Raw genomic sequence first — 21,743 nt, 5'->3', positions numbered from 1 at the left:
CGTGGTCAAGCCAAGGGATAACATCGAGTGTGTTTTTCGATACACACAACCATATCCCCTTGCAATAACGTTATGTCATAGCAACACTTAAGACTTTTACCGACGCCACCCCCGGCTTGTCGTAAAATTTTAGCACATTCATTTATAGTAACAGCAGTGGTAACGACATCATCGACTAATAAGATTTTTTTACTTACAATATTATACTTTGTGTTAAATTTGATACTACCCTTTATATTATTTTTGTGTTGTTTTCGTGGGAGAAAAGTCTGAGACTTAGTCCATTTTGCTTTAGTTAAAATCTCAGCTTTTAACATTTTATCGGTAACTTTTGCAATTTCCATAGCTAAAATATGAGCAGGATTATACATTCGTAGGTACAGGTATGATTAAATCAATATCTTTTATATCCTCGCTGCTATATCTATTATATAAAAGCTTAGCAAATATCGTCTTATCTTGATATTTAAACTGATGAACTATTTTTTTGCTATGCTCATTACACTTAAATAAGCTGCGAGCAAACTCATAATTAGGTTTGTTGCTATAACAATTTCCACAAATGCAGTTATCTAAGATTTTTATACTAAATCTTTGTCCACATATACTACAATAGGGTCTTGCTATAAACTCTAGCTTCTTCCAACAATCGCTACAAAATTCACCGCTCCCCCTAGTATTTCCGCACCGCTTAAACATCTCTGCGGCAAGATATAATCTATAAGATAATTATAAGTCTTTATTAACAATTACAATCCTCTTGAAGATTCATGGTGTTTAGAAGCATTTGGTGTTGATTGTGATGATGGTGCGCTAGCACCATAACGAACCCCCTTGCCACGTGACAAATTCTCTTGCATATGTTGGCTTGCTCATGAGCTTTATTTTGCTCAGGTTTTACTTTATTACTAACTATTTGGAGTTATAAAAGATTGAAATATTTCTTCTTTTTTACCGTACATTTCTTTTAAATCACCAAATTGTGATTCAACAAAATAACCGACTCCTACTTTTACTGCCGATTTAACTTTTTCACAATTAGTTTTTTCAGCAGGAAGAGCAAATTCAGGTCTCGCTGCAACCTTTGCTCTAGTTACATTAAAATGCTCTCTTAGCTGCCCTTCACTTAATTGATCAATTTTAGGGGGTATAGTTAAAAATTCTTCTAATGCTTTAGTATCTATTTTTGCTTGCCTTTCTTTTTCAATCAACTCTTTCTTATCTTCATAATTTCCTATTGATGTTTTAAACTATTTATTTGATTTATTTTATCTTTTTTTCGCTCCATACGCACTAAATTAGCATCTCCTTCACCTATTACATTAGCTCCGCTCCTCCTCCAATAGCACCTGCTACCAAACCGCCTATAATACCGCCTACAGAGCTTACTTGTGCTACTAAAGATACCGTCTCTAAGGTAGTATCTTGCTTTTAAAATCTCTTTAGTTCTAGTTATATTTAATTTTTCAGATTCAACTTTTTCTTGGTAAATTTTAGCTAATTGAGTATCCAAGACATTTTTAAGTTCAGGGCTATCTTTTGCTTTATCTATTCGAGTAGTAACTACTCACTCTGATTGCTTCACATAATTAGCTTTAATATTTTCTAAAGTTTTTTCTTTCTATCTAAACACTTATCTTCTTTTACTTCTAAAGTTTCTTTTCCAACATTGTAAGCAACGGTTGATAAAGAAAGTGCAGCAAGCCCAACCCCGACGGGAGTGGGATTCAGGACTAACGATACTGCAACGCCGCCAATTCTAACCGCACGTCTTACTGCTTTACTACCTAATGTTTTATATGTTTTCTCTAGAACATTTGCTGCAGTTTCACCACCGGGTAGTGTCATGATTTTATTTAATGCCTTATCGGCTAAACCGGGACTTGGGGGACCTTTCTCTTTAATTTTTGCACCTTGCTGAAGTGTATCAACCGGATCATAAGCTTTGGCTACTTTTTCTCCAACGTTAATTACTCCTTCTACTAATATGAGTAGGACTAGCGATAACTTTACTGCCCTCCTGTGCCACTTCGATTGCTACTCCACTTGCAGCGATTCCGGCACGAGCAACTCTAGCACCGTAAAGTGCCGTATCCTCTTGCAGCGTTCTTTTTCCTGCTGGCTTATTTTACGATTACCGTTCTCCTGTGAAGGCTCAGAAGCTTTTGTTTGTACTGCTTCTAAAAGCTCTACTCTTTTAGGGGTATTTATTGAAGATTTAAGCTTATTATCTTCTGCTGCATTTTTTATTCCTTCTTCAGGAGTATTAATAGATGATTTACTGCTTAAATTTTCTTTACTCATGCATATCTCATAAAATTATGTTCTATGTTATTTCACATTCTATGTCATTCCCGTGAAAGCGGGAATCCATCTTTTAAAAAGTATAAACAAACAATGCTTTTATCGATTCTTGATTACTGGATTCCCACTTTCGCGGGAATGACATCAGAACTAGCTAGAAATGATACAACACTCACCTCTTCCCCATCGCATAGCTAGTAATCAAGTTTTTTACAGGTTTAAAATTATTGATCACCTTAAATCCTATTTGTCTTAAACATCTTAAATTTTTGGAATAATTTGAAAAAATATTATTTAACTCATCAGTCAGCTTATACATAATAAAATTATCCTCTTGCCTTAACTTTTGATATTCTTGTAATGTGCCATTATTACTAACTATCATACTCAAAATCTCTATATCCTTTATGCCCTGATTAAGCCCTTGTCCGGCTAGCGGATGTACTGTGTGGGCAGTGTCGGCAATAAGCACTATACGGTTATGAAAATATCTATTTGCTATACGGGCTTTTAGTGGAAAGCTACTAATCTCACTATCAATAGTAATTTTACCTAGGGAATTACCGGCATTTCTTTGAGTTAAAAACCTAACTTCTTCTACAGGCAAATTAACAATTAAAGCAGCCTGATCAGAAGAAGTTGACCATATTACGGATGAAGCATATTGATCTTTTAAAGGCAGCAAAGCAAAAGGACCAAGCGGCAGGAAATGCTCCATAGCACAATTTTCATGCGGCTTTTCATGCTTAATATTAAATGTAAGAGCAGTTTGATAAGGTTTCTCAATTTCATTAGCAAAGTAATGAGACCTCACTTTTGAATTTGCTCCGTCACATATAATTAATAAATTACACTTAATTTGGTTATCATCAAATTTTATAATCGAGTAGTCATTATGGCTTATAACCTCTTGATATTGATTATTATCAATTAATGTTATCAACGGATTATTAGTTATTTTTGACAATAGCATTTTTTTAAAGTCGCTATTCTTAACCACATATCCAAGTACAGCGTCAGCGTCATTTCGTAAGTCTAATATCTCTGAAGCCTGATTATCTACTACATATATGTCTTGCATTTCTGCTACAAACTTCTCAAGCTCTTCCCATATATCAATAGAGAATAAGAAATTTTTAGAATGCGGCGTTAAAGCAGTAGTTCTTATATCTTTAAAAAACTCTGGGCTTTTTACCGATTTACTCTCAAATATAGTAGTTTTTATACCCTTTTGTGCAAAAGAAAGCGCCGTTAACATGCCGCTAAGACCGCATCCTAAAATTACCGTATTAGACATCTTCCCAAACTCTTCTACTTCTAGAAGTAATTTGTGCGTCGATCCGATACTCGCATCCTCACGTACGCTTGTGTACGCTGCGGTGCTGCGTTTCGTGTCTCCTACAAATTCCTCTCTATAAGCGAATTTGGCAAGATGTCTATCAATCTGTTTTGTTTTCATTCGATTCATTTATGAAATATTTTAAATATCCGTTTGTTGCTATAAAGCTTAGAAGAAAATAAATAATTGCTATATCCAAATATGAACTATTGCCTGAGTATAAACCTAAACAACAAATCAATACACTCGCTAAAGTCGTGAAGCTATTTAAAATCAATAAATTTGTAAAAATATCCGTTTTGCTGATAAATAGGTAGGTTATTAAGCAAATAAATAATGAAATAATAATTAAAAAGATGTTAAGCATAATTTTTAAAATCGGTTTTACTGTTGGATACACAATCGTCATCGTCATTGCGAGGAAATTACGAAATAATTGACGAAGCAATCTCAGAAGCTTGTGATTATTTCATGAGATTGCCACGCTTCCTACGGTCGCTCGCAATGACGACTTGGATATCCTACCCCTCTCATTATATATAATCATTTATAACACTACAAACTGCAAATAAAATTAATTAAAATTCCTTAAATAATTTTAATATTATGTCATCTTAGCCAACCTTTACATTATAAATAGCTATTGTGACAAAAATGTTATAAAAAAATATTGCTTTCTTTTACATTCGGCATTAACGTATATATTTAGGTTCTTGCGTACGATTAATTGATTTAATATTTTTAAGGTAAATTGTAATGTCACAACTAGATGTTTTAATAGTAGACGATGAAGAGAGTATACGAAATCTCATTGCTGCCAATTTGAAAGATGAAGGTTTTAACCCTAAGGTTGCCGCTAATAGTACTCAAGCCCTTAAAATACTTTCCGAAAAACCGGTCTCTGCAGTTATACTTGATATTTGGCTTCAAGGAAGCGAAATTGACGGACTTGGGATTTTAGAGATAATAAAAAAACGCTATCCTTTAATGCCGGTAATAATTATTAGCGGTCACGGTACTATAGAAACAGCAGTAAATGCTATAAAAATGGGTGCTTACGATTATATAGAAAAACCGTTTAATAATGATAAATTAGTTATTTTACTTACAAGAGCTTGTGAAGTAACAAAGTTAAAACGCGAAAATATAGATTTAAAATCAAAGGTTATAGATAAAACTGAATTAGTAGGCGAATGTTCGGTAACTTTAAAATATAAAATGGCAATAGCAAAGGCAGCTACCTCTAGCAGTCGTATAATGATTCACGGTAAAGTCGGTAGCGGTAAAGAACTTGCAGCAAGATTAATTCATAAACAATCTAAAAGGGTTAATAATCCGTTCATTATTTTCAGCCCTACCTGTATGACTACGGAAAAAATCAATCAAGAATTATTCGGCGAATCGGAAAAGCAGGCAAATAATAAACGCCCTACTATCTTAGAATTTGCCAATAACGGTACTTTATATATAGATGAGGTCAGTAATATTCCTATTCCTATCCAAGTAAAATTATTAAAATTCCTTAAAGATCAAACTATTACAAAACCTTGCGGAAAAAATATTAAAATTGATATAAAAATTATCACCGGTACTTCCAAAAATATCCAAGATGAAGTTAATAACGGCAAATTCCTAGAAGATCTATATTATCGCCTTAATGTATCCTCTCTAAAAGTACCTTCATTATATGAAAGAAAAGAAGATATACCGCTACTCGTTAAGTATTTTGTTAAGCAACTTTCAAAATTTTCAGGTTTAAAAGAACGTAGCTTTGCCGATGAAACTATCGCTGCTCTTCAATCCTATGAATGGCCGGGCAATATTAGACAATTACGTAACGTTGTTGAATGGACTTTAATTATGAATCCGTTAACTACAGGTAATAATGACATTATAAAACCTTATATGATACCTTCTGAAATATTAGCAAATAGTGCTAATCTTACAAAATTTGAAGATAGCTTTGATATGTTATCTATGCCGCTTAGAGAAGCTAGAGAAGTTTTTGAGCGTCAATATCTATCGGCACAAATGAGTCGTTTTAATAATAATATTTCAAAAACATCCTCATTTGTCGGTATGGAAAGATCGGCTTTGCATCGTAAATTAAAATTATTAAGCTTACATATACCTCCTACAAATAGAATAAATGACGAAGAATATGAGGAAGTAAATGCTTAAAGTCATATCAATAATTACGATTTATTTGTTATTAAGCAGCTGCTCCGAATCTACTCGTGATGCGAACGGATTACTTACGGATAGCCAAAGCACGGTAATTCGGAATTATATCATATCGCAAAATTCTAAAAACCTTAAAGTGAACCTTAAAGAGAAGTTCGGTTCAAATTTAAAAGGAGTAAAATTAATAGGAGTACAGCTAATAAATGAAGATTTATCAGGAATAGATTTGACTTCCTGCGAAATATTACGTGCTGATTTTGCAGGTAGCAATTTAGACAAAGCAATACTTACAAATGCTATAATTCAAGAAAGTAAATTTGCAGATTCGGTAATAAAAAATATTTCCGGATATAATTCTGACTTTCAAGGTTCAATTTTTCACAATATAACATTACAAAATACAAATTTTGTTCAATCAAATTTTAGCGATACTGCTTTTAATAAAACTACTATAATAAATGTCAACTTTGAAAATTCTGAATTTAGTCATGTATTATGGAGCAATAATACTATAGACGGTGTTAATTTTCAAAAAGCTAACCTACAGAATAATAGCTTTAAAAATACTAATATAACAAATTCAATATTTTACGGTACGAATTTAGAAAAAAGTATAATAAATAATACCAATTTTACTAATAATTATTTTGAATCTAGCAACCTAAGTCAAACTACATTAACAGCAGTAATAATTAAGGATTCTAACTTCACACACAGTATTTTTAATGAAGTAAATTTTAATAACGTACAAAGTAATAACTCTTGCTTTTCATATGCTTCCTTTCAAGATTCAACATTACAAAATATTAGCCTTACTAAATGTGATTTACAAAATAGTACAATTAGTAGTTCAGTTTTAAAGCATTTTAAAATCAATAATGCGATATTAAATAATATGAGTCTAAACGATAATAAATTTAATACTTTATCAATAAAAAATAGTAATGCTAATTTTGTAAGGATTAATAAAACTAAAGGCTCAAATATTACTTTAGATAATATTAGCTATACTAATAATATTTTTAGCAATAATGATTTTAAACAATTTATAGTGATTAATACTGACTTAAACAGCAGTGAAATAATAAACTCAAATATAACTAACGGACAATTTAATAATATAAATTTTTCTAAATCTTTAATACAAAACGTAAATTTTTCAGATGTTAAAATTACTTTAGGCAATTTAAACCAAGTAGCTCTAATAAATTCCACTCTAACAAATACTGCGGTTATTAACTCCGTCCTTTCTAATTCGCAAATAAATAATATTAACTACCAAGCGTATTCCGGTTTTATTAATACTAATGTTTCTAATAATATTATTTTAAATAGTGATAATTCGAGCAAAATTCTACCAAATAATATAGTAATAAATTCGGTAAAAGATTTGCAAAAAATAACTCACTTAGCAAATATGAATTTAACAAATTTTGACTTGAGCAACTTAATATTTGATAGAGTAGATTTTTCAAATAGTATCTTTAAAAATGCTAACCTAACAAATACGGTAATAAAAAATTCCATTTTAAAAGAGGCTAATTTTTCTGCAGCAATACTTACTAAAACAGATTTTTCAAACTCAATATTAACAGATAGTATATTTAAATCAGCTAAAATTGATCAGGCGGGCTTTAATAACTCCGACCTAACAAATGCCGATTTTACCGAAGCAGCAATTAAAGATACTTCGTTTGATAAAGCTAAGACAAGCGGAATGAAAGGAGTAGAATAATCTTTAAATACCTTGGTCCTTATACGAACATTCAGTATGTCATCCCCGCGTGGCATTGTTGCGTGGATCAGTAAATGCTCTTTATGTCATTCCCGCGAAAGCGGGAATCCAGTAAAACATATAAAAAATTTTTTATATGCTTATTTTGTTAAAGGTATAATTTTGTCCAATATTAAGGGTTATTTTTCTAGATGCCTGCTTTCACAGGAAAAACATAGCATTTACCTTTGGTTGCTCTTGGAAGACTTTGCTTTATTAGTAGGAGTATTAGACGGTGTAAATGAATTATTATTTATAAAAGCAGTAGGACTTTGCTGCTTCATTCTATTAATAATTTGTTGTTGTTTCAGAGTATTTATCTTTTGTTTTCCGGCTATCCTTATAGATTGAGTAATTTTGGCAGTTTCTACAAATATTTCCTTAGGAGTTTGTAGCTGATCAATTCGCTCATAATGTTTTTTAAGAAACTCTTCTTTTATCTTTGGCTTTATTCCTTTCAAATCAACATATGTTCTATATAACTTCTTTAATTTTATTTGTTGCTTGGAAGATTGGTGAGGAAGTGATTTAATCGAATGAACAAGACTACTACCTATTTCTTTTATAATATTAACTGCAGGCGAAGCTATTTTCTTTATTCCTTCATAAATTTTACCTAACCAACTAGCAATAACATCTAATAGTTTAGGCGCATATTCTTTAGATATAGGGGGTATATCCCTTATAATATCTCTCGCTTCAGTTAGATTATGAGCTAAATGGAGTAATGCTTTTTTCTCCTCTAACTCGGTAGAGCGATTAGCATATGAACTAGCTATATCTGCCTGAGCATCTATAGTATCGGTAATTATTGATTTAGTATCATTAAAAGAAAGATCTATAGGTGTCTTTTTTTGCGTTATAGGACTGTCTTCTCTTAATTTATCTAGCCTATCACGTATTGCTTGGTCTTTTTGATCATTAAGACTTTTACTTTTTTGTTCTAGTTTAAGCTCAGATTGCAGCTGCTCAATTAGATCGTCTACTTCATTACCGGATTTTTTTGTGGGGATATAAGGTCTATCTTGGAGCTTTGCAAACCTTTCTTCTAATTCTTCAAGTGATGGAGGAGTGCCTTTAAGTTTTGCTAGTCTTTCTTCTAATTCTTTTATTATTTGATCGTCCTGCTTTTTCTTAGACATATATATACCTCTATAATAATTCCTAGGTTTTGTAAAAGAAAATTAATAAGATTTTTGCAATAATAGTTATTCCTATTTCAAAAAAATCTTATGATTTACAACAAAAAATAGATTAATTTAATTTTCCGCATGCAAAGCCTAGTTATTAATAACACAAACTACTAACTAAAATAAAGTATTTTTTGATATGAGTTAAGATATAATTATATAAAGCTAGCATTATCCGTGTGGATCAGTTTTGCCATTGTCACCTAGTTCCTTGATCACGGGGTCTAATTAAAAATACTAATAATATTAGTATTTTAAGTTGTTTTCTGGATACCACACAATTCAGCTAATTCTGCACATGCCTTATTTTCTCATATAACTTTAAACATTTTTCTTTTTTAACCATTCCCTCACTTCGTCAGTAGTGTAAGTTTTAAAATCAGGAGCATTAATTCTTTGCAAAGCAATTTTGCATCTTCTGAATCTTCTTGTATTTCCTGTAGATAATATTCCATTGCTTTACGTACTATATATACCCTTTTGATCTGTCTAAGTTTTTTGCTGACTATGCTAAACTATTATTTAGTTCGTCCGGAATAGTTAAATTCAGTCTTGCCATCTTGTGACCTATCTTTAATTAATAACACATTACGACACATAATAGCACAAACTACAAACTGAAAAAAGCTATAAATACTTATCCAACACGTCCGACATAATTTTACGAGCTACAGGGGCGGCGGCTTTACTACCGCCTCCGCCATGATCAATAAAGACGGTAACGGAATAACTAGGATCGTGATAAGGAGCGAAGCCTAAGAACAAGGCATGATTACGCCTCTCCCAAGCAATAGATTTACGGCTTAAATCATCTTTAGCATTTAGTTTGCCTTGCACCTGCGAAGTACCGGTTTTACCAGCGAGCTGCCTATTTTTGCCTAAAATTCTATTATAATACGCCGTACCTCCCGCAACATTAACGGTATTATACAAACTTTCTTGGATTATTGTGATATTTTCGGGCTTAATATTGACATTATAAAATTCCGGATCATTTTTTAATATTCTAGGCGTATACAGTTTACCGTTACTTGCAATAGCTGTAATAAACCTTGCAAGCTGCATCGGCGTTACCCCTAGAAACCCCTGTCCGATTGCTAAATTAAAACTATCTCCTATTGACCAAGGAAGCTTTAATTTTTTCTTTTTCCACTCTTTTGACGGTACAAACCCGCTACTTTCAGGAGCTAAATCAATACCGGTTTTTGAACCGAGGCCAAATTCTCTTGCAACTTCAAGAATTTTATCCGGACCTACTATTCTTGCTAATTCATACATATAAATATTACAAGAATGCTTTAAAGCAGACATCATATCTAACGTTCCGTGCCCGCTATGATTCCAACATCTAAAGCTATTAGTACCAAGAGCAGAGCTACCGTCGCAAAAAACGGTTTTATTAGGATTAATGCCTACTTCAAGGGCTGCAAGTACGGTAATTATTTTAAAAACCGAGCCTGGAGGATAAGAATTTTGTATTACCTTATTAATTAAAGGCTTATAAGGATCACTCGTTAAACTTTGCCAATAATTTTCCGATAATTTACTGAAATGATTTGATTCAAAACCCGGAGTGGAAGCACAAATTAGTACATTTCCGGTTTTAGTATCCATAACTATTGCCGAAGAACCTTTAGGATTTAAATATTGCTGGATATTTTGCTGAAGAGACACATCGATATTTAAATGCATATCTTCACCCGATTTAGTAGGGGTTCCTGCTATTTCTCTTACCTGCTTACCGTAAGCGTTTACTTCAACTTTTTTATAACCAAATGCTCCTCTTAGTTTGTTATCGTAATATTTTTCAATACCGGATTTACCGATATTAAAATCGCTTAAACTATGTATATTTAATTCCTGTTTCTCGTGCTCATTTACTTGACCAAGATAACCGATTAAATGAGAAGTAACGCTTGAAAAAGGATAAAACCTTAAATAACCTATATCAATAAATATTGAAGCGAGTTTATGCTTTTGTTCTTCAATCATTGATACTTGCTGCCAATCAAGCTGATCAAATATTATTAAAGGAGTGTGGCGACTAGATTTTTTAATTTTTTGCTTAATATAATTATATTTTTCCGGAGATAAATTTAGAATATTACTAATTATTTCTAATTCATCCCTATAATTATTATTAATGCTTCTATCTATTACTAGCTGATAACATGGTTTATTAGTAGCTAAAATATTGCCGTCTAAATCGTAAATTCTTCCTCTAGTCGGTGGAAGTACAACAAAATTAATACGATTCTTATCCGATAAAGTCTTATATTCTTCGCTTTTAATAAGCTGTAAATAAAACATTCTTATTCCAAGCAACGATAAAAATCCGAGTTTACCTAATCCGATTATAAAGGCTCTTCGTGAAATTAACTCACCATGTAGTATTTTCTTATTTAGCATACTTTTTAAAGTAATTCATAGGAGAGTCAAGTATAAGACGAATTATATTATAAGAAAATATAGTTGTTAAAAATTGAAAGAAAATTATTAAATATCCGTCTGCTTCTAGCTTCTTGATTTTTATTAGTAAATATTTAAAATTCAATATAAATAAACAATAAACGCAAAAAATAATGAAATTTATTAAATAGTTTTTAGCTACAAAATATTTTGAAGATAATTTATAAATCGTATATGCCGATAAAAACACTAGCGAATTTGTACCGATAGGCATACCACTTATTTGATCTATAAATAGACTGAGAAAAAATATGCTAAAAATATTTAAGGAATATAACGACATAAAATAATAAATAAATATAATTTCCACCGCCGGAAAGATTCTGCTTTGAATATTTATTTTATAACTCACTAACGGAAATAATATTATAAAAAAACATAGCAAAGCAAACAGCAATTTTAATATTATTTGTAAGCTATTTTTATATATTTCCTGTTTTATCTTTAACATAAATAGTTTTTTGTTATATAGTTTTGTACTGTGTCATACCGTGACTTGATCGGCAATTAGGTTATCATCCCACGACTTGATCGCGGGATCTATATAAACAACATTTTGTGTGGTCATTTTTACTGGACCCCGTGGTCAAACCACGGGGCGACAATAGAAAAATTGCAACCACCCAACGACCATATCAACCATATACAAAATATAAATTAATTTTCTATTTTGTACAGTTTTAAAAAATGAATATGGATTCTACAATAACTCACAACAACTAGGGTTAGGTCTTTTATCATTATCGCTAAGCTCTAATTCTTCTTGTGCCTCGGAACTTGTGGATATAAATAGTTGTTTTGATATAATATTATTTATTGTTGTCGTAAGATCAAAAGACTTAAGCCATGGGATAGGTATACTAGGTTTATCTGTTATATTTTTATTTTTTGACATAAAAACCTCCTTTTTAGCTTATAAATGCGTCATTGCCAGAAAATTTAGGCTTTTTGTTGCACAGATCGTTTTATGTCATTCCCGCATAGGCGGGGATGACATCAAGTAGGTTTTACCGATCTACGCAACAATGCCTGCTCGCAATGACAAAATCTATAATTATTAGGTAATATTTTAACTTTCTTCCTCACTTTGTTCTATCGGTTCTAAACCATATAAAGATATCATACGTTCAAATACTCTACCGGCAGTAGGGGCAGCCGTCCAACTTGCGGTTGCAAAGCCAAAGCTTTCTTTAGTCGGTTTCGGCTCATCAAATCTAATAAAAATAATATATTGCGGGTTAGATGCAGGCAGTATACCTAAAAATGATGACGCTCTACTATTTTTTAGATATTTCTTTTTTCCTGCCCCTTGTGAAAGTTTTTCTGCCGTACCGGTCTTACCGCCGATAAGATAGCCTTTGACCTCTGCTCTTTTACCGTTACCTTCTTTTACTACCGCTCTAAATAATTTCTTCATTTGGGTAGAGGTATTTTCACTAAAAACTTTTGTACCTATTACTTTTTTATCCTTTCTTTTTAATAAAGTAAGATCATATAAAGTACCGCCGTTAACAACCGGTAACATTGCTCTAACAAAATGCAAAGGGCTAATCGAAATGCCGTAGCCATACGACATAGTAACACTTGTTAACTCATTCCATCTTTTCTCGGAAGGAAATAACGGAGTACCTCGTTCAGGTAATTCTATTTGCAACTGATCTAATAGACCTAATTTCTTTAGGTATTTTTTAAAATTGCTTTTACCGATTTCAAGCATAATTTGACTTGTGCCAATATTTGAAGAATATAGAAAAATCTCAGGTACACTATGCCATCCTTGCCTTGGCGTATAATCCTTAAGCTGGAATCCTCCTACTTTCATATAACTTATATCATAAGCATCATTCATATTTATTGCACCGGTATCAAAGCCGACTGCCATAGTTAATGCCTTAAACACCGAACCCATTTCGTAAATCCCGAGACTTGCTATATTAAACAGCTCTTCCGGTTTGGCTAAACTCGGATAATGCGGATCGAAATCAGGCTTATTTACTAATGCTAAAATCTCGCCATTATTTGGATCAGCAATAATGCCTACTGCTCCTATGGCCTTAAATTGCTTTAAAGTTTTATCAATCTCCTCACTTAAAATACTTTGTAATCTGATATCAATAGATAATTGAAGCGGTTCTTTCCGATTCTTTGGTTCGTTTAATTCATAATCAGAATTAGTTAAATACTTATCATAAGCGAGCTCTAAGCCACTAAGCCCTACCGAGTCTCTACCTACATAACCGACAACATGCGACAATAAATTAGAAAAGGTATAAATTCGTTTCTGCTCTTCTTCAAATTCAAAACCAAGTAACCCAAGGCTAGTTATCTTTTCTTGCTGACTAGGTAGTACATCCCTTTTTACCCATATAAAGCTTTTATTTGACTTAAGTTCTGCAAGTAATTTAGCTTTATTAATATCAGGTAGAATTTCTGCTAGCTTTTTTACGGAAGTTTCAGGATCAAGTACTATTTGTGGATTAGCAAATAATGAGGCAGAAGGTAGGTTCACTGCTAATAAATTACCGTTTCGATCAACTATTTCTTTTCTAAATTGATGATTTTTTTTAAAGGAATTAATATTTTTATCGTAAACATTCGTAGCAACGATTATCAATCTGTAAGATAAAGTACAAAAAAGAAAAGAAAAGACACAAATAACCATTAATAAGCGGATTTTTGTATTTTTACTACAAACATTCCAAATTGTTAGACTTTTAATTGTAGGTTTCCATTTTTCCCAAATTTGTTTCATATGTTATTTATGGTGTTTCAAACACTAATATTTCCGCAATCCTTATGTCATTCCCGCGAAAGCAGGAATCCAGTACTTTAAAACCTTTTCAAAACTTGATTTGAAAAATAAAAAATCTTTAAAATCAAGATTTTTTGAAAAGCTCAATTTATCTCGCTTTACCCTAGATTCCCGCCTACGCAGAAATGACATCGAACGCTTTTTCCAAGCCATGCAACAATCCTACCAAGATACGCAGATCAACTTTAAAAAGAGCAAGGAATCCACAAGACGAGGAACGGAGCGTATACTTAATACGTGAGTACCACAGTACTTGTAGGATGACGTAGCCAATTTTTGAAGTTCATCGAGTATCCTTCACTCTACTCGAAACAGTCTGTATATACTTATTATTTGTAATTCTTTTGTAACGCCATTTACTACTCTTGGAAATACTAATATTATGATTAAATTTAATATTTTGATCGATATTTGGCCCTAACGGATCTTTTATCATTTGATAAGATTTAACTGTTTCTAATTTTAAATAAGCTGCCGCAAGTTTTTCCAATCTAGCCGGCAAAAGTAGATAAGCTTGCTCTGCTTTTAAAATATGAATATTATTATTCTCACTATTTATCTGTTTTACAACGCTACTTAATTGATAATCAAGAGTTGAGACTCGCTCCTTTATGCTAAACAAACTACATATTGCTATAATTGTTATCAATAATGTTAAATAGTGAAGCTTTCTTATACTCATAATTAATTACTCATATATCGCTTTTGCTGCTCGAAGTTTTGCCGATCTCGCTCTAATATTTAGCCCTACTTCTTTATCTGACGGTGCTAGAGCTTTGTTAGTAATAATCTTAAGCCATTTATTTGGATCAATCGTCATGTCCTCTTTAGCATATTTTGATCTTACTACCGGCTTTTCCGAATTTTCTTTAAAGAAATTCTTAACTATCCTATCTTCTAAAGAGTGAAAAGACACCACAACTAAACGTCCATCTTTCTTTAATATATTTTTTACATTCACTAAAAACTGCTCTAACTCCCCAAGCTCATCGTTTACATAAATCCTAATGGCTTGAAAGGTTTTAGTTGCAGGATCAATTTTGCCTTTTCTAAATCCTATACTACTTCTAACAATCTCGGCTAACTTGGTTGTACTATCAATTCTCGCCGTTTTTCTATATTCTACAATTCTCTTAGCAATTCTTCGTGAAAAACTCTCATCTCCGTATTTGTAAATTACGTCAGCTAGCTCTTTTTCCTCTGCCGCATTTACAAACTCCTCGGCACTAAGCCCTTGCCCGCTCATACGCATATCGAGTGGTCCGTCATGCAAAAACGAAAATCCTCTATCTGCTATATCTAACTGCATTGATGAAACGCCTAAATCCAGCACTATCCCATCAAATTTTTTTTCCTTAAGCTTTGCAAAACTATCCGCAAAATTTGTTTCTACAAAATCAAATCTCTCACCGTAATTTTGCTGAATTTCTTCGGCTCTTTTAATCACGTTTGGATCACGATCCAAGGCTGTGACATAACAGTTACAGCTTTCTAATATTGCTTTGCTATATCCTCCTGCTCCAAACGTACAATCTAAATAAGACTCACCGGCTTTTGGGCTTAAGGCCTCTAACATTTCATTTAGCATTACAGACACGTGAGATTGTATCATTAATGAGCATTCCTTAGAGTTAAGCGCTTTTCATGAGCAATTTTTTGAGCGGCATTTAAATATTTCTCAAAATTCTGCGGCTGCCAAATCTCAAAAATCACCCCTTTACCTACAAAACATGCTTGCTCTTCGATTCCTGCATGCTTCATTAAAGATTGCGGCAATATAACTCTTCCCTCCCCATCAAAGGCAAGTTGTACAGCTTCCCCGAATATCATAGTCTCAAACGCATCACGCTCCTCGGAATAAGGATCAAGCGTCTCTATCATCTGCCTTAATTTCTCGATATGCGAAATACCGCACACCTCTATACAATTATTCCTAATCGACGGATAAGCAATTACACCGTTAAATAATTCTTTACCTAGTACCGCACGGTAATTCGCCGGCACCGACACCCTACTCTTTTTATCAACACCATTTACATACTTAGATAAAAATACATTCATTGGGTTAATTTGGGATTTAATGGGAAATTATAGGATATTATAGGAATATCAAGGAGTCAAGGGTTTTTAACAAGGATGAGTTAAATTATTAAGATGTCATACCGTGGCTTGACCACGGTATCCAAAAAAATAATTTAAAATACTAATATTAGTATTTTAGAATGGATTCCGCGATCAAGTCGTGGGATGACAGAGGGGGAATTGATCCACACAACAACACCATACAGGAATAACATCGAACCACACAACAAAGCTTAATCTAATGATTTTATGGATTTTTTAAAGTGATTTTCACCTTGAAAATTCATATTATTTAATATATTAATTTCAGATAAATGATTATAGTAATTTTATGGCTAAAGTTAGAGAAATAGAAACGATGGCTACTCTAATAACAAAACAAACATCTTCTTATGATATAGGTATGGTGTCTGGATATTACCTTACTAGAGCAAGACGACACCTGCTTCTTCCAATTTTATCCCTAGCATTAGTTTATCGGCCATTCAAGAAGTACCACTGATATCTTCATCTTCTGCACAAGACTCCGACTACAACATTACACTAGATAAACTATTCGAACAGTTTCACATCACTTACGGAGCATATTCTTTTTACCAATCCAAGTTTTTTCAAACCGCTCAACTAAAACATCTTATAAAAAAGATTTTAGATCATCAAGGTGATGATATCAATATTCAAGATTCGTTTTATCATACAGTTCTACATAAGGCTATTTACCGCAAACTTTATGATATAGCTGAATTTTTACTAGAAAAAGGAGCTTCAACAGAGTTAAAAGATTTAGATGGATATACACCTCTTCAATTAGTTATTCATGAAGGCTACACAGAAATGGTTAAATTTAATAATATGGAGCAGATCATCGAGATAAAAACTAATAGAATTAGTACCCGATGATAAACCTGAATTAAAAGCTTTTTTAAGCTTTGCAATAGCGTCTCAAAATAATAATTCTAGCACAATAGATAATTCTCTTGTTACCACTAAAGATATAGAAAAATTAAATGACACTACAAATTTCTATACCGGTTCAAGAATATCTAAAATTGTTGTAGTTGCTAATGAAAATCCTGAAGAGTTGGGACTTGAATTAGCTGGTGAAGTACATGAATAGGTTTCTTAAACATACTCAATAATGACCTATAGAACTATTTTAATATAGGTTAATTTAAAAAATATTGACTTAATTAATTTTTATTATGTTTTATTTGAAATAATTATTGATTAATGTTAATAATGATTTTATTTTTTACATAAATAAAGGTTAATTATGCCGCAACTTAAAATAGGTATTTTTAAAATACATAAATATTGTAAAAATATAAAAACTACAACTCAATCAAACGCTAACTATCCCCTAAAGAAAAAAACTACTGAACAAAAATTAAACCCCACTGTAAAATATAGAAATATGATCCCAACCAAGATATTTGGACACCAGATACTGAACTTCTTGGAACAGATTATGACACATAATTATAAATCTAGCATTCTTGACTACATATATATTGTGAACAAATGCTAAGTTTGAGCTTTAAAATCTAATTTATGTTTAATTTACCTATTGATAATATTATCGTATTCATATACCTAATATCTATTCTACTTATTGGTATATATTACCGAGCTAAAAATAGTAGTTTTAAGAACTATGCAAATGTTGAAAGTAAAGCGCAAAATAGTAAGCTGTTATTAATAGCTACGATATTTGTAAGTTCTGTCGGAGGAGCCACAACTTTTGGCATTATGGAAAAGGCTTTTTTGGGGCATGAATATTATGCTTACGCTCTTATACTTACAATACCTATAGATATATTAATTGCAATCTATATAGTGCCTTTAATTGCCAAACATTACGGAGCTGAAAGCATCGGCGATATCCTAAGTACATATTACGGTAATATAGGTCGTTTTATCGGAGGGGTTAGTTCGGTTATCGTTTCAGTGGGGTTTTTGGCTGCTCAAATAAGCGTCAGCGGCTATATTTTTCAATATATCTTAGAAATAAATGATGTAAATGGGGTAATTTTAAGTTATAGTATAGTACTTATATATACTACAATAGGCGGTTTACAATCTATTGTTTTTACTAATTTACTACAATTTTTGGCGATGATAATCGCTATACCAACCATAACTTTTATCAGTTTAAATAAAATCGGTTTTATAGATTTTATTAATAACCTACCTACGGAAAATGCAAATTTTGATCGGAGCAACCTACTTTCTTATACAATTGCAGCAGCTTTAAGTTTTAGCGTCATGAATCTATATCCTACATTTATTCAAAGAGCTTTAATTAATAAAAATCCTACGCAAACAACTAAAGCAATATATGCAAAATCCGCTATATATTTTTTCTTCTTGATTTGCATTACTTTAAATGGTTTAATTGCTTATAAGCTTTATCCAAAACAACCGTCAAATTTAGTATTACCTTATTTAATCAACCAAATCATCCCAACTTTAATTCAAGGGATAGTAATGAGTGGACTCTTAGCTGCCGTTATGTCTACTGCTGATTCTGATTTAAACGTTACTTCTATAGCTATTGTTAAAGATATAATCAATCCTATTTTTAAGGTTAAAAATCAGCAAAAATTATTATTAATTGCTCGAATTATTAACGTTATAATAGGAAGTTTTGCAATAATTGTAGCTTTAAAATTTAGTAATGTAATTGACTTAGTAGTATTCTTCACTGGTTTCTGGGGACCGGTAACATTAGTACCGTTAATAACAACGCTTTTTGGTATCAGAACATCTAAAACTATAATGGTCTTATTATCACTTGGCGGAGCAGCTATCTTCTTAATATGGGAATATTATTCTTTATCGTTGCAATATTTCAACCTTAGAGGAGTGTTTATAGGGACAATGGTGAGTCTTGTGATATTTATTCTAGGATGGTGGTATTCTAATGTCATTACGAAGAAAGTCATATAAAATATATTATCTATTTACTTGCAGTTTTAAATAATTTAATATATTAACTCAAGGTTAATAATTGAATTATGAGGATTTTATGTCTAAGCAAAATAGTATTGAAGGAAAATATAGCATAATAATTCCTATTGAAGACCAGAATGGGAGAATAAAATTTAAGCTTAAATTCACGTGATGACGTTAATGAAAGCACTTTAGCTGATATAGCTACGTATTCAGAAAATATGCGTAATATGTATTACTCTACTAAGCAAAAAATGATGCTGTTAACTCTTTAATGACAGGAACTTTAAATTATTCTATTCATAGTACAATGACTCCATATTATCCTGACTTAACTAAATTTAATATTAATGATTTATCTCAGAATGATGAACCTAAATTAATAGGCGAAGCATGCCAAGAACTTAAAGATCCTATTGAGGATATAAAAAGCTAGCCTTTTGCATGCATCCAGAAACCTGCTCGATGTCATTCCTGCGGAAGCGGGAATTCAGTGACAAGTAGGAAAATCGAGCTTTTAATTTTTTAAATTTAATATGTCTAGACTTTTTAGTGACTGCATTCCCGCCTCCGCGGGAATGACATCGCGACTCATACAACTAGGTTTTTCATGAGTTATAATATTAGTTTTTTCTGTGCAAAACATTAAAAATCATCTCAGCAAGTAACTTGTTAATACCATTTACTTTAGCAAGCTCATATATGGTTGCGTCGCATACTGCTTTATACGAACCGAAATAATGCAGTAATGCTTTTTTTCGAGTTTCACCTACGCCCTCTATATCGTCAAGGCGTGATATTTTTATAGCACGTGATCTACCTAGTCTATGATTCTTTATGGCAAAATTATGTGCCTCATCTCGTAAGATTTGTAAATATTTCATAACCGGCAAATTCTTATCTAGAGTAAATACTTCCTTACCTATCACATGGAACTGTTCAAAACCGGCATTTCTATCTACTCCTTTTGACATACAAACAAAAGGAATATTCATTTCAAATTTATCCATCACCTCTTTAACAACGCCTAAATGCCCTTTGCCTCCGTCTATAATCATTAAGCTTGGCAATTTATGCGGCTCTTGCCTTAACCTTGTAAGCCGCCTTGTTAGGACTTGCCGAAGCATCTCATAATCGTCACCTTTTATGTCACCCCCGCAGTTCTTTATGCCATTCCCGCGAAAGCAGGAATCCATTAACCTTTTTGGATCCCCGCTTTCACGGGAATGACATACGAAAGAGGGAGCATGAACATTAAAAACCCGATATTCTTTTTTATCAAAACCGACTTTACCAGCAACTACCATCACTCCAACCGCAAACTTACCTTGAATATGGCTATTATCATAAATCTCAATTCTTTCAGGAATTTCAGAAAGACCAAATAGCTCTTTAATTTCAAACATAATCTCTTGATTTTTTGCAAATTTCTTCAAATACTGCTCTAGAGAAAATAAAGCATTTGTCTCAGCATTTTGAACTAATTTAGCCTTACCGCCTTTATTAGGTACTGTAATATTAATCTGAAGTATATTGTTGATTTTCTTAATCGCCTCTATCACATTCTCTTTATCATTAATTTCATGATTAATTATAATTGCCGCAGGCACGTGTTGTTTTTGGTAAAATTGTAATAAAAAATATTCTAATACTTCTTCTTTGGTACTATTTTCGGTAGAAGTAGGAAAATAAGGAATATTACCGCATGCTTGCCCTGCCCTATATAAAAACACTTCCACGCAATAATGCCCGTTCTTTTCCACAATAGCGATTATATCTGCGTCTTTAACGACATCTGAAACCCCTGCCTTAAGCTGCACATAACTCAGTGCTTTAATGCGATCTCTAATTTCTGCCGCCTCTTCAAAACGCATCTGACTACTTAACTCTTCCATCTTTCTAGATAGGTTCTCTTGGAGTTCTTTAGTGCGACCTTGTAAGAAATCCTTAACCTGAGTTACTAAGTCTCTATAGTCTTCCTTGTTTATTTTACCGACGCAAGGAGCATAACAACGTTTTATTTCATATTGTAAGCAAGGGCGAGTACGTGAATTAAAGTAATTATCCGTGCAGGAACGTAATTTAAAAATTTTTTGTAGTTCGGTCAAAGTAGTATTAACTTCCGCACTCGAGGCAAAAGGACCAAAAAACTTCCCGTCACTTAGAGTTTTACCTCGATATTTTAGTAATTGTGGGAAATCATGATCTAAACGTAACTTAATGAAAGGAAAAGACTTGCAGTCCTTAAGAAGAATATTAAATTTCGGCTGAAATTTCTTGATTAACTGTGCTTCTAAAAGTAGTGCTTCAACTTCGGAATTAGTGATGCTATACTCTAAAAAACAAGTATTTGCAATCATCCGAAGCGTCTTATTATCTAAATTGCTTTTAATGTAATTAGTAAGGCGTTTCTTTAAATTTTTAGCTTTACCGACATAGAGAACTTGCTTGTTAACGTCAAACATTCGATAAACCCCTGAACGTTCAGGAGCATCTATAAGTTTAGATTTAATTAACTCACTTCCGGTAATTTCTAGGGTCATGTGTATAGTGGTCCTATGTCATTCTTAGCTAAAAGCCGAAATCCAGAAAAAATAACCTTAATATTGATATAAAAATTACACATTAAACCTAAAA

The 21,743-nt window shown here is 32.3% G+C and carries 22 protein-coding genes; 5 read left to right on the top strand and 17 right to left on the bottom strand.

The window, feature by feature from the left end; genetic code table 11:
* Positions 1-5: 5 nt before the first annotated feature.
* The 8 genes from RSIB_RS00525 to RSIB_RS06600 all read right to left on the bottom strand — a co-directional run bounded on the left by RSIB_RS00525 (position 6) and on the right by RSIB_RS06600 (position 4,010).
* Entirely contained in the window at positions 6-371 is a 366-nt protein-coding gene (locus RSIB_RS00525; RefSeq protein ID WP_004998128.1) for a ComF family protein, read from the bottom strand.
* Positions 364-699, bottom strand: a complete 336-nt coding sequence (locus RSIB_RS09995; RefSeq protein WP_004998125.1) for a ComF family protein — start codon at positions 697-699, stop codon at positions 364-366. Before RSIB_RS09995 ends, RSIB_RS00525 begins: the two co-directional genes overlap by 8 nt.
* A gap of 209 nt (positions 700-908) precedes the next feature.
* Positions 909-1,211, bottom strand: a complete 303-nt coding sequence (locus RSIB_RS00535) for a hypothetical protein (RefSeq protein WP_004998124.1) — start codon at positions 1,209-1,211, stop codon at positions 909-911.
* A 23-nt stretch (positions 1,212-1,234) separates the two neighbouring features.
* On the bottom strand, positions 1,235-1,513 hold the full coding sequence (locus RSIB_RS00540) for a hypothetical protein (protein ID WP_004998121.1): 279 nt from the start codon (positions 1,511-1,513) through the stop codon (positions 1,235-1,237).
* 92 nt (positions 1,514-1,605) lie between these two features.
* Positions 1,606-1,848, bottom strand: coding sequence for a hypothetical protein (locus tag RSIB_RS09470; protein WP_016728237.1), 243 nt, complete (start codon positions 1,846-1,848; stop codon positions 1,606-1,608).
* A 189-nt stretch (positions 1,849-2,037) separates the two neighbouring features.
* Positions 2,038-2,304, bottom strand: a complete 267-nt coding sequence (locus RSIB_RS00545; RefSeq protein ID WP_004998119.1) for a hypothetical protein — start codon at positions 2,302-2,304, stop codon at positions 2,038-2,040.
* A gap of 172 nt (positions 2,305-2,476) precedes the next feature.
* Positions 2,477-3,763 (bottom strand): 2-octaprenyl-6-methoxyphenyl hydroxylase, encoded by a 1,287-nt coding sequence (gene ubiH, locus RSIB_RS00550; RefSeq protein WP_016728236.1) that lies wholly within the window; start codon positions 3,761-3,763, stop codon positions 2,477-2,479.
* Entirely contained in the window at positions 3,744-4,010 is a 267-nt protein-coding gene (locus RSIB_RS06600; protein WP_012719844.1) for a monovalent cation/H+ antiporter complex subunit F, read from the bottom strand. Before RSIB_RS06600 ends, ubiH begins: the two co-directional genes overlap by 20 nt.
* A gap of 389 nt (positions 4,011-4,399) precedes the next feature.
* On the opposite strand from RSIB_RS06600, the gene RSIB_RS00555 reads away from it, so the two are divergent.
* On the top strand, positions 4,400-5,824 hold the full coding sequence (locus RSIB_RS00555) for a sigma-54-dependent transcriptional regulator (RefSeq protein ID WP_004998112.1): 1,425 nt from the start codon (positions 4,400-4,402) through the stop codon (positions 5,822-5,824).
* A complete protein-coding gene (locus RSIB_RS00560) occupies positions 5,817-7,562 on the top strand; it encodes a pentapeptide repeat-containing protein (protein WP_004998110.1) in 1,746 nt (581 codons plus the stop codon). Before RSIB_RS00555 ends, RSIB_RS00560 begins: the two co-directional genes overlap by 8 nt.
* A 221-nt stretch (positions 7,563-7,783) precedes the next feature.
* Here RSIB_RS00560 and RSIB_RS00565 read toward each other — a convergent pair whose 3' ends face one another.
* From RSIB_RS00565 to mraZ, 8 genes are all read right to left on the bottom strand, one after another.
* The gene (locus tag RSIB_RS00565; RefSeq protein WP_004998108.1) at positions 7,784-8,743 is read right to left on the bottom strand and encodes a hypothetical protein; all 960 of its coding nucleotides are present in this window, start codon (positions 8,741-8,743) and stop codon (positions 7,784-7,786) included.
* A gap of 675 nt (positions 8,744-9,418) precedes the next feature.
* A complete protein-coding gene (gene mrdA, locus RSIB_RS00570; RefSeq protein ID WP_004998107.1) occupies positions 9,419-11,200 on the bottom strand; it encodes a penicillin-binding protein 2 in 1,782 nt (593 codons plus the stop codon).
* On the bottom strand, positions 11,190-11,711 hold the full coding sequence (locus tag RSIB_RS06595) for a hypothetical protein (protein ID WP_032850892.1): 522 nt from the start codon (positions 11,709-11,711) through the stop codon (positions 11,190-11,192). Before RSIB_RS06595 ends, mrdA begins: the two co-directional genes overlap by 11 nt.
* A gap of 249 nt (positions 11,712-11,960) precedes the next feature.
* On the bottom strand, positions 11,961-12,155 hold the full coding sequence (locus RSIB_RS00575; protein WP_004998106.1) for a hypothetical protein: 195 nt from the start codon (positions 12,153-12,155) through the stop codon (positions 11,961-11,963).
* A 174-nt stretch (positions 12,156-12,329) separates the two neighbouring features.
* Positions 12,330-14,012, bottom strand: coding sequence for a peptidoglycan D,D-transpeptidase FtsI family protein (locus RSIB_RS00580; RefSeq protein ID WP_004998105.1), 1,683 nt, complete (start codon positions 14,010-14,012; stop codon positions 12,330-12,332).
* 343 nt (positions 14,013-14,355) lie between these two features.
* Positions 14,356-14,754 (bottom strand): cell division protein FtsL, encoded by a 399-nt coding sequence (ftsL, locus tag RSIB_RS00585; protein WP_004998104.1) that lies wholly within the window; start codon positions 14,752-14,754, stop codon positions 14,356-14,358.
* A 6-nt stretch (positions 14,755-14,760) separates the two neighbouring features.
* Positions 14,761-15,684, bottom strand: a complete 924-nt coding sequence (rsmH, locus tag RSIB_RS00590) for a 16S rRNA (cytosine(1402)-N(4))-methyltransferase RsmH (RefSeq protein WP_004998102.1) — start codon at positions 15,682-15,684, stop codon at positions 14,761-14,763.
* A complete protein-coding gene (mraZ, locus tag RSIB_RS00595) occupies positions 15,684-16,133 on the bottom strand; it encodes a division/cell wall cluster transcriptional repressor MraZ (protein WP_016728230.1) in 450 nt (149 codons plus the stop codon). The genes rsmH and mraZ overlap by 1 nt, the downstream gene beginning before the upstream one ends.
* Before the next feature lie 480 nt (positions 16,134-16,613).
* Here mraZ and RSIB_RS10540 point away from each other — a divergent pair, with 480 nt between their 5' ends.
* The 3 genes from RSIB_RS10540 to RSIB_RS09255 all read left to right on the top strand — a co-directional run bounded on the left by RSIB_RS10540 (position 16,614) and on the right by RSIB_RS09255 (position 19,542).
* On the top strand, positions 16,614-17,054 hold the full coding sequence (locus RSIB_RS10540; protein WP_337459659.1) for an ankyrin repeat domain-containing protein: 441 nt from the start codon (positions 16,614-16,616) through the stop codon (positions 17,052-17,054).
* A gap of 651 nt (positions 17,055-17,705) precedes the next feature.
* Positions 17,706-19,103, top strand: a complete 1,398-nt coding sequence (locus RSIB_RS00600; RefSeq protein ID WP_004998098.1) for a sodium:solute symporter family protein — start codon at positions 17,706-17,708, stop codon at positions 19,101-19,103.
* A gap of 277 nt (positions 19,104-19,380) precedes the next feature.
* Positions 19,381-19,542 carry a hypothetical protein gene (locus RSIB_RS09255; protein WP_004998095.1) on the top strand — a complete coding sequence of 54 codons (162 nt, stop codon included), beginning with the start codon at positions 19,381-19,383 and terminating at the stop codon, positions 19,540-19,542.
* 187 nt (positions 19,543-19,729) lie between these two features.
* Here the strand turns inward: RSIB_RS09255 and uvrC are convergent, their stop codons facing one another.
* Positions 19,730-21,649 (bottom strand): excinuclease ABC subunit UvrC, encoded by a 1,920-nt coding sequence (gene uvrC / locus RSIB_RS00605; protein ID WP_004998094.1) that lies wholly within the window; start codon positions 21,647-21,649, stop codon positions 19,730-19,732.
* Positions 21,650-21,743 lie beyond the last annotated feature (94 nt).

Origin of the sequence: Rickettsia sibirica 246 (assembly GCF_000166935.1) — a bacterium.
Taxonomy (GTDB): Bacteria; Pseudomonadota; Alphaproteobacteria; order Rickettsiales; family Rickettsiaceae; genus Rickettsia; species Rickettsia rickettsii.
Note: the sequence above shows the minus strand (reverse complement) of the source record. Positions and strands in the feature narration are given on the sequence as shown.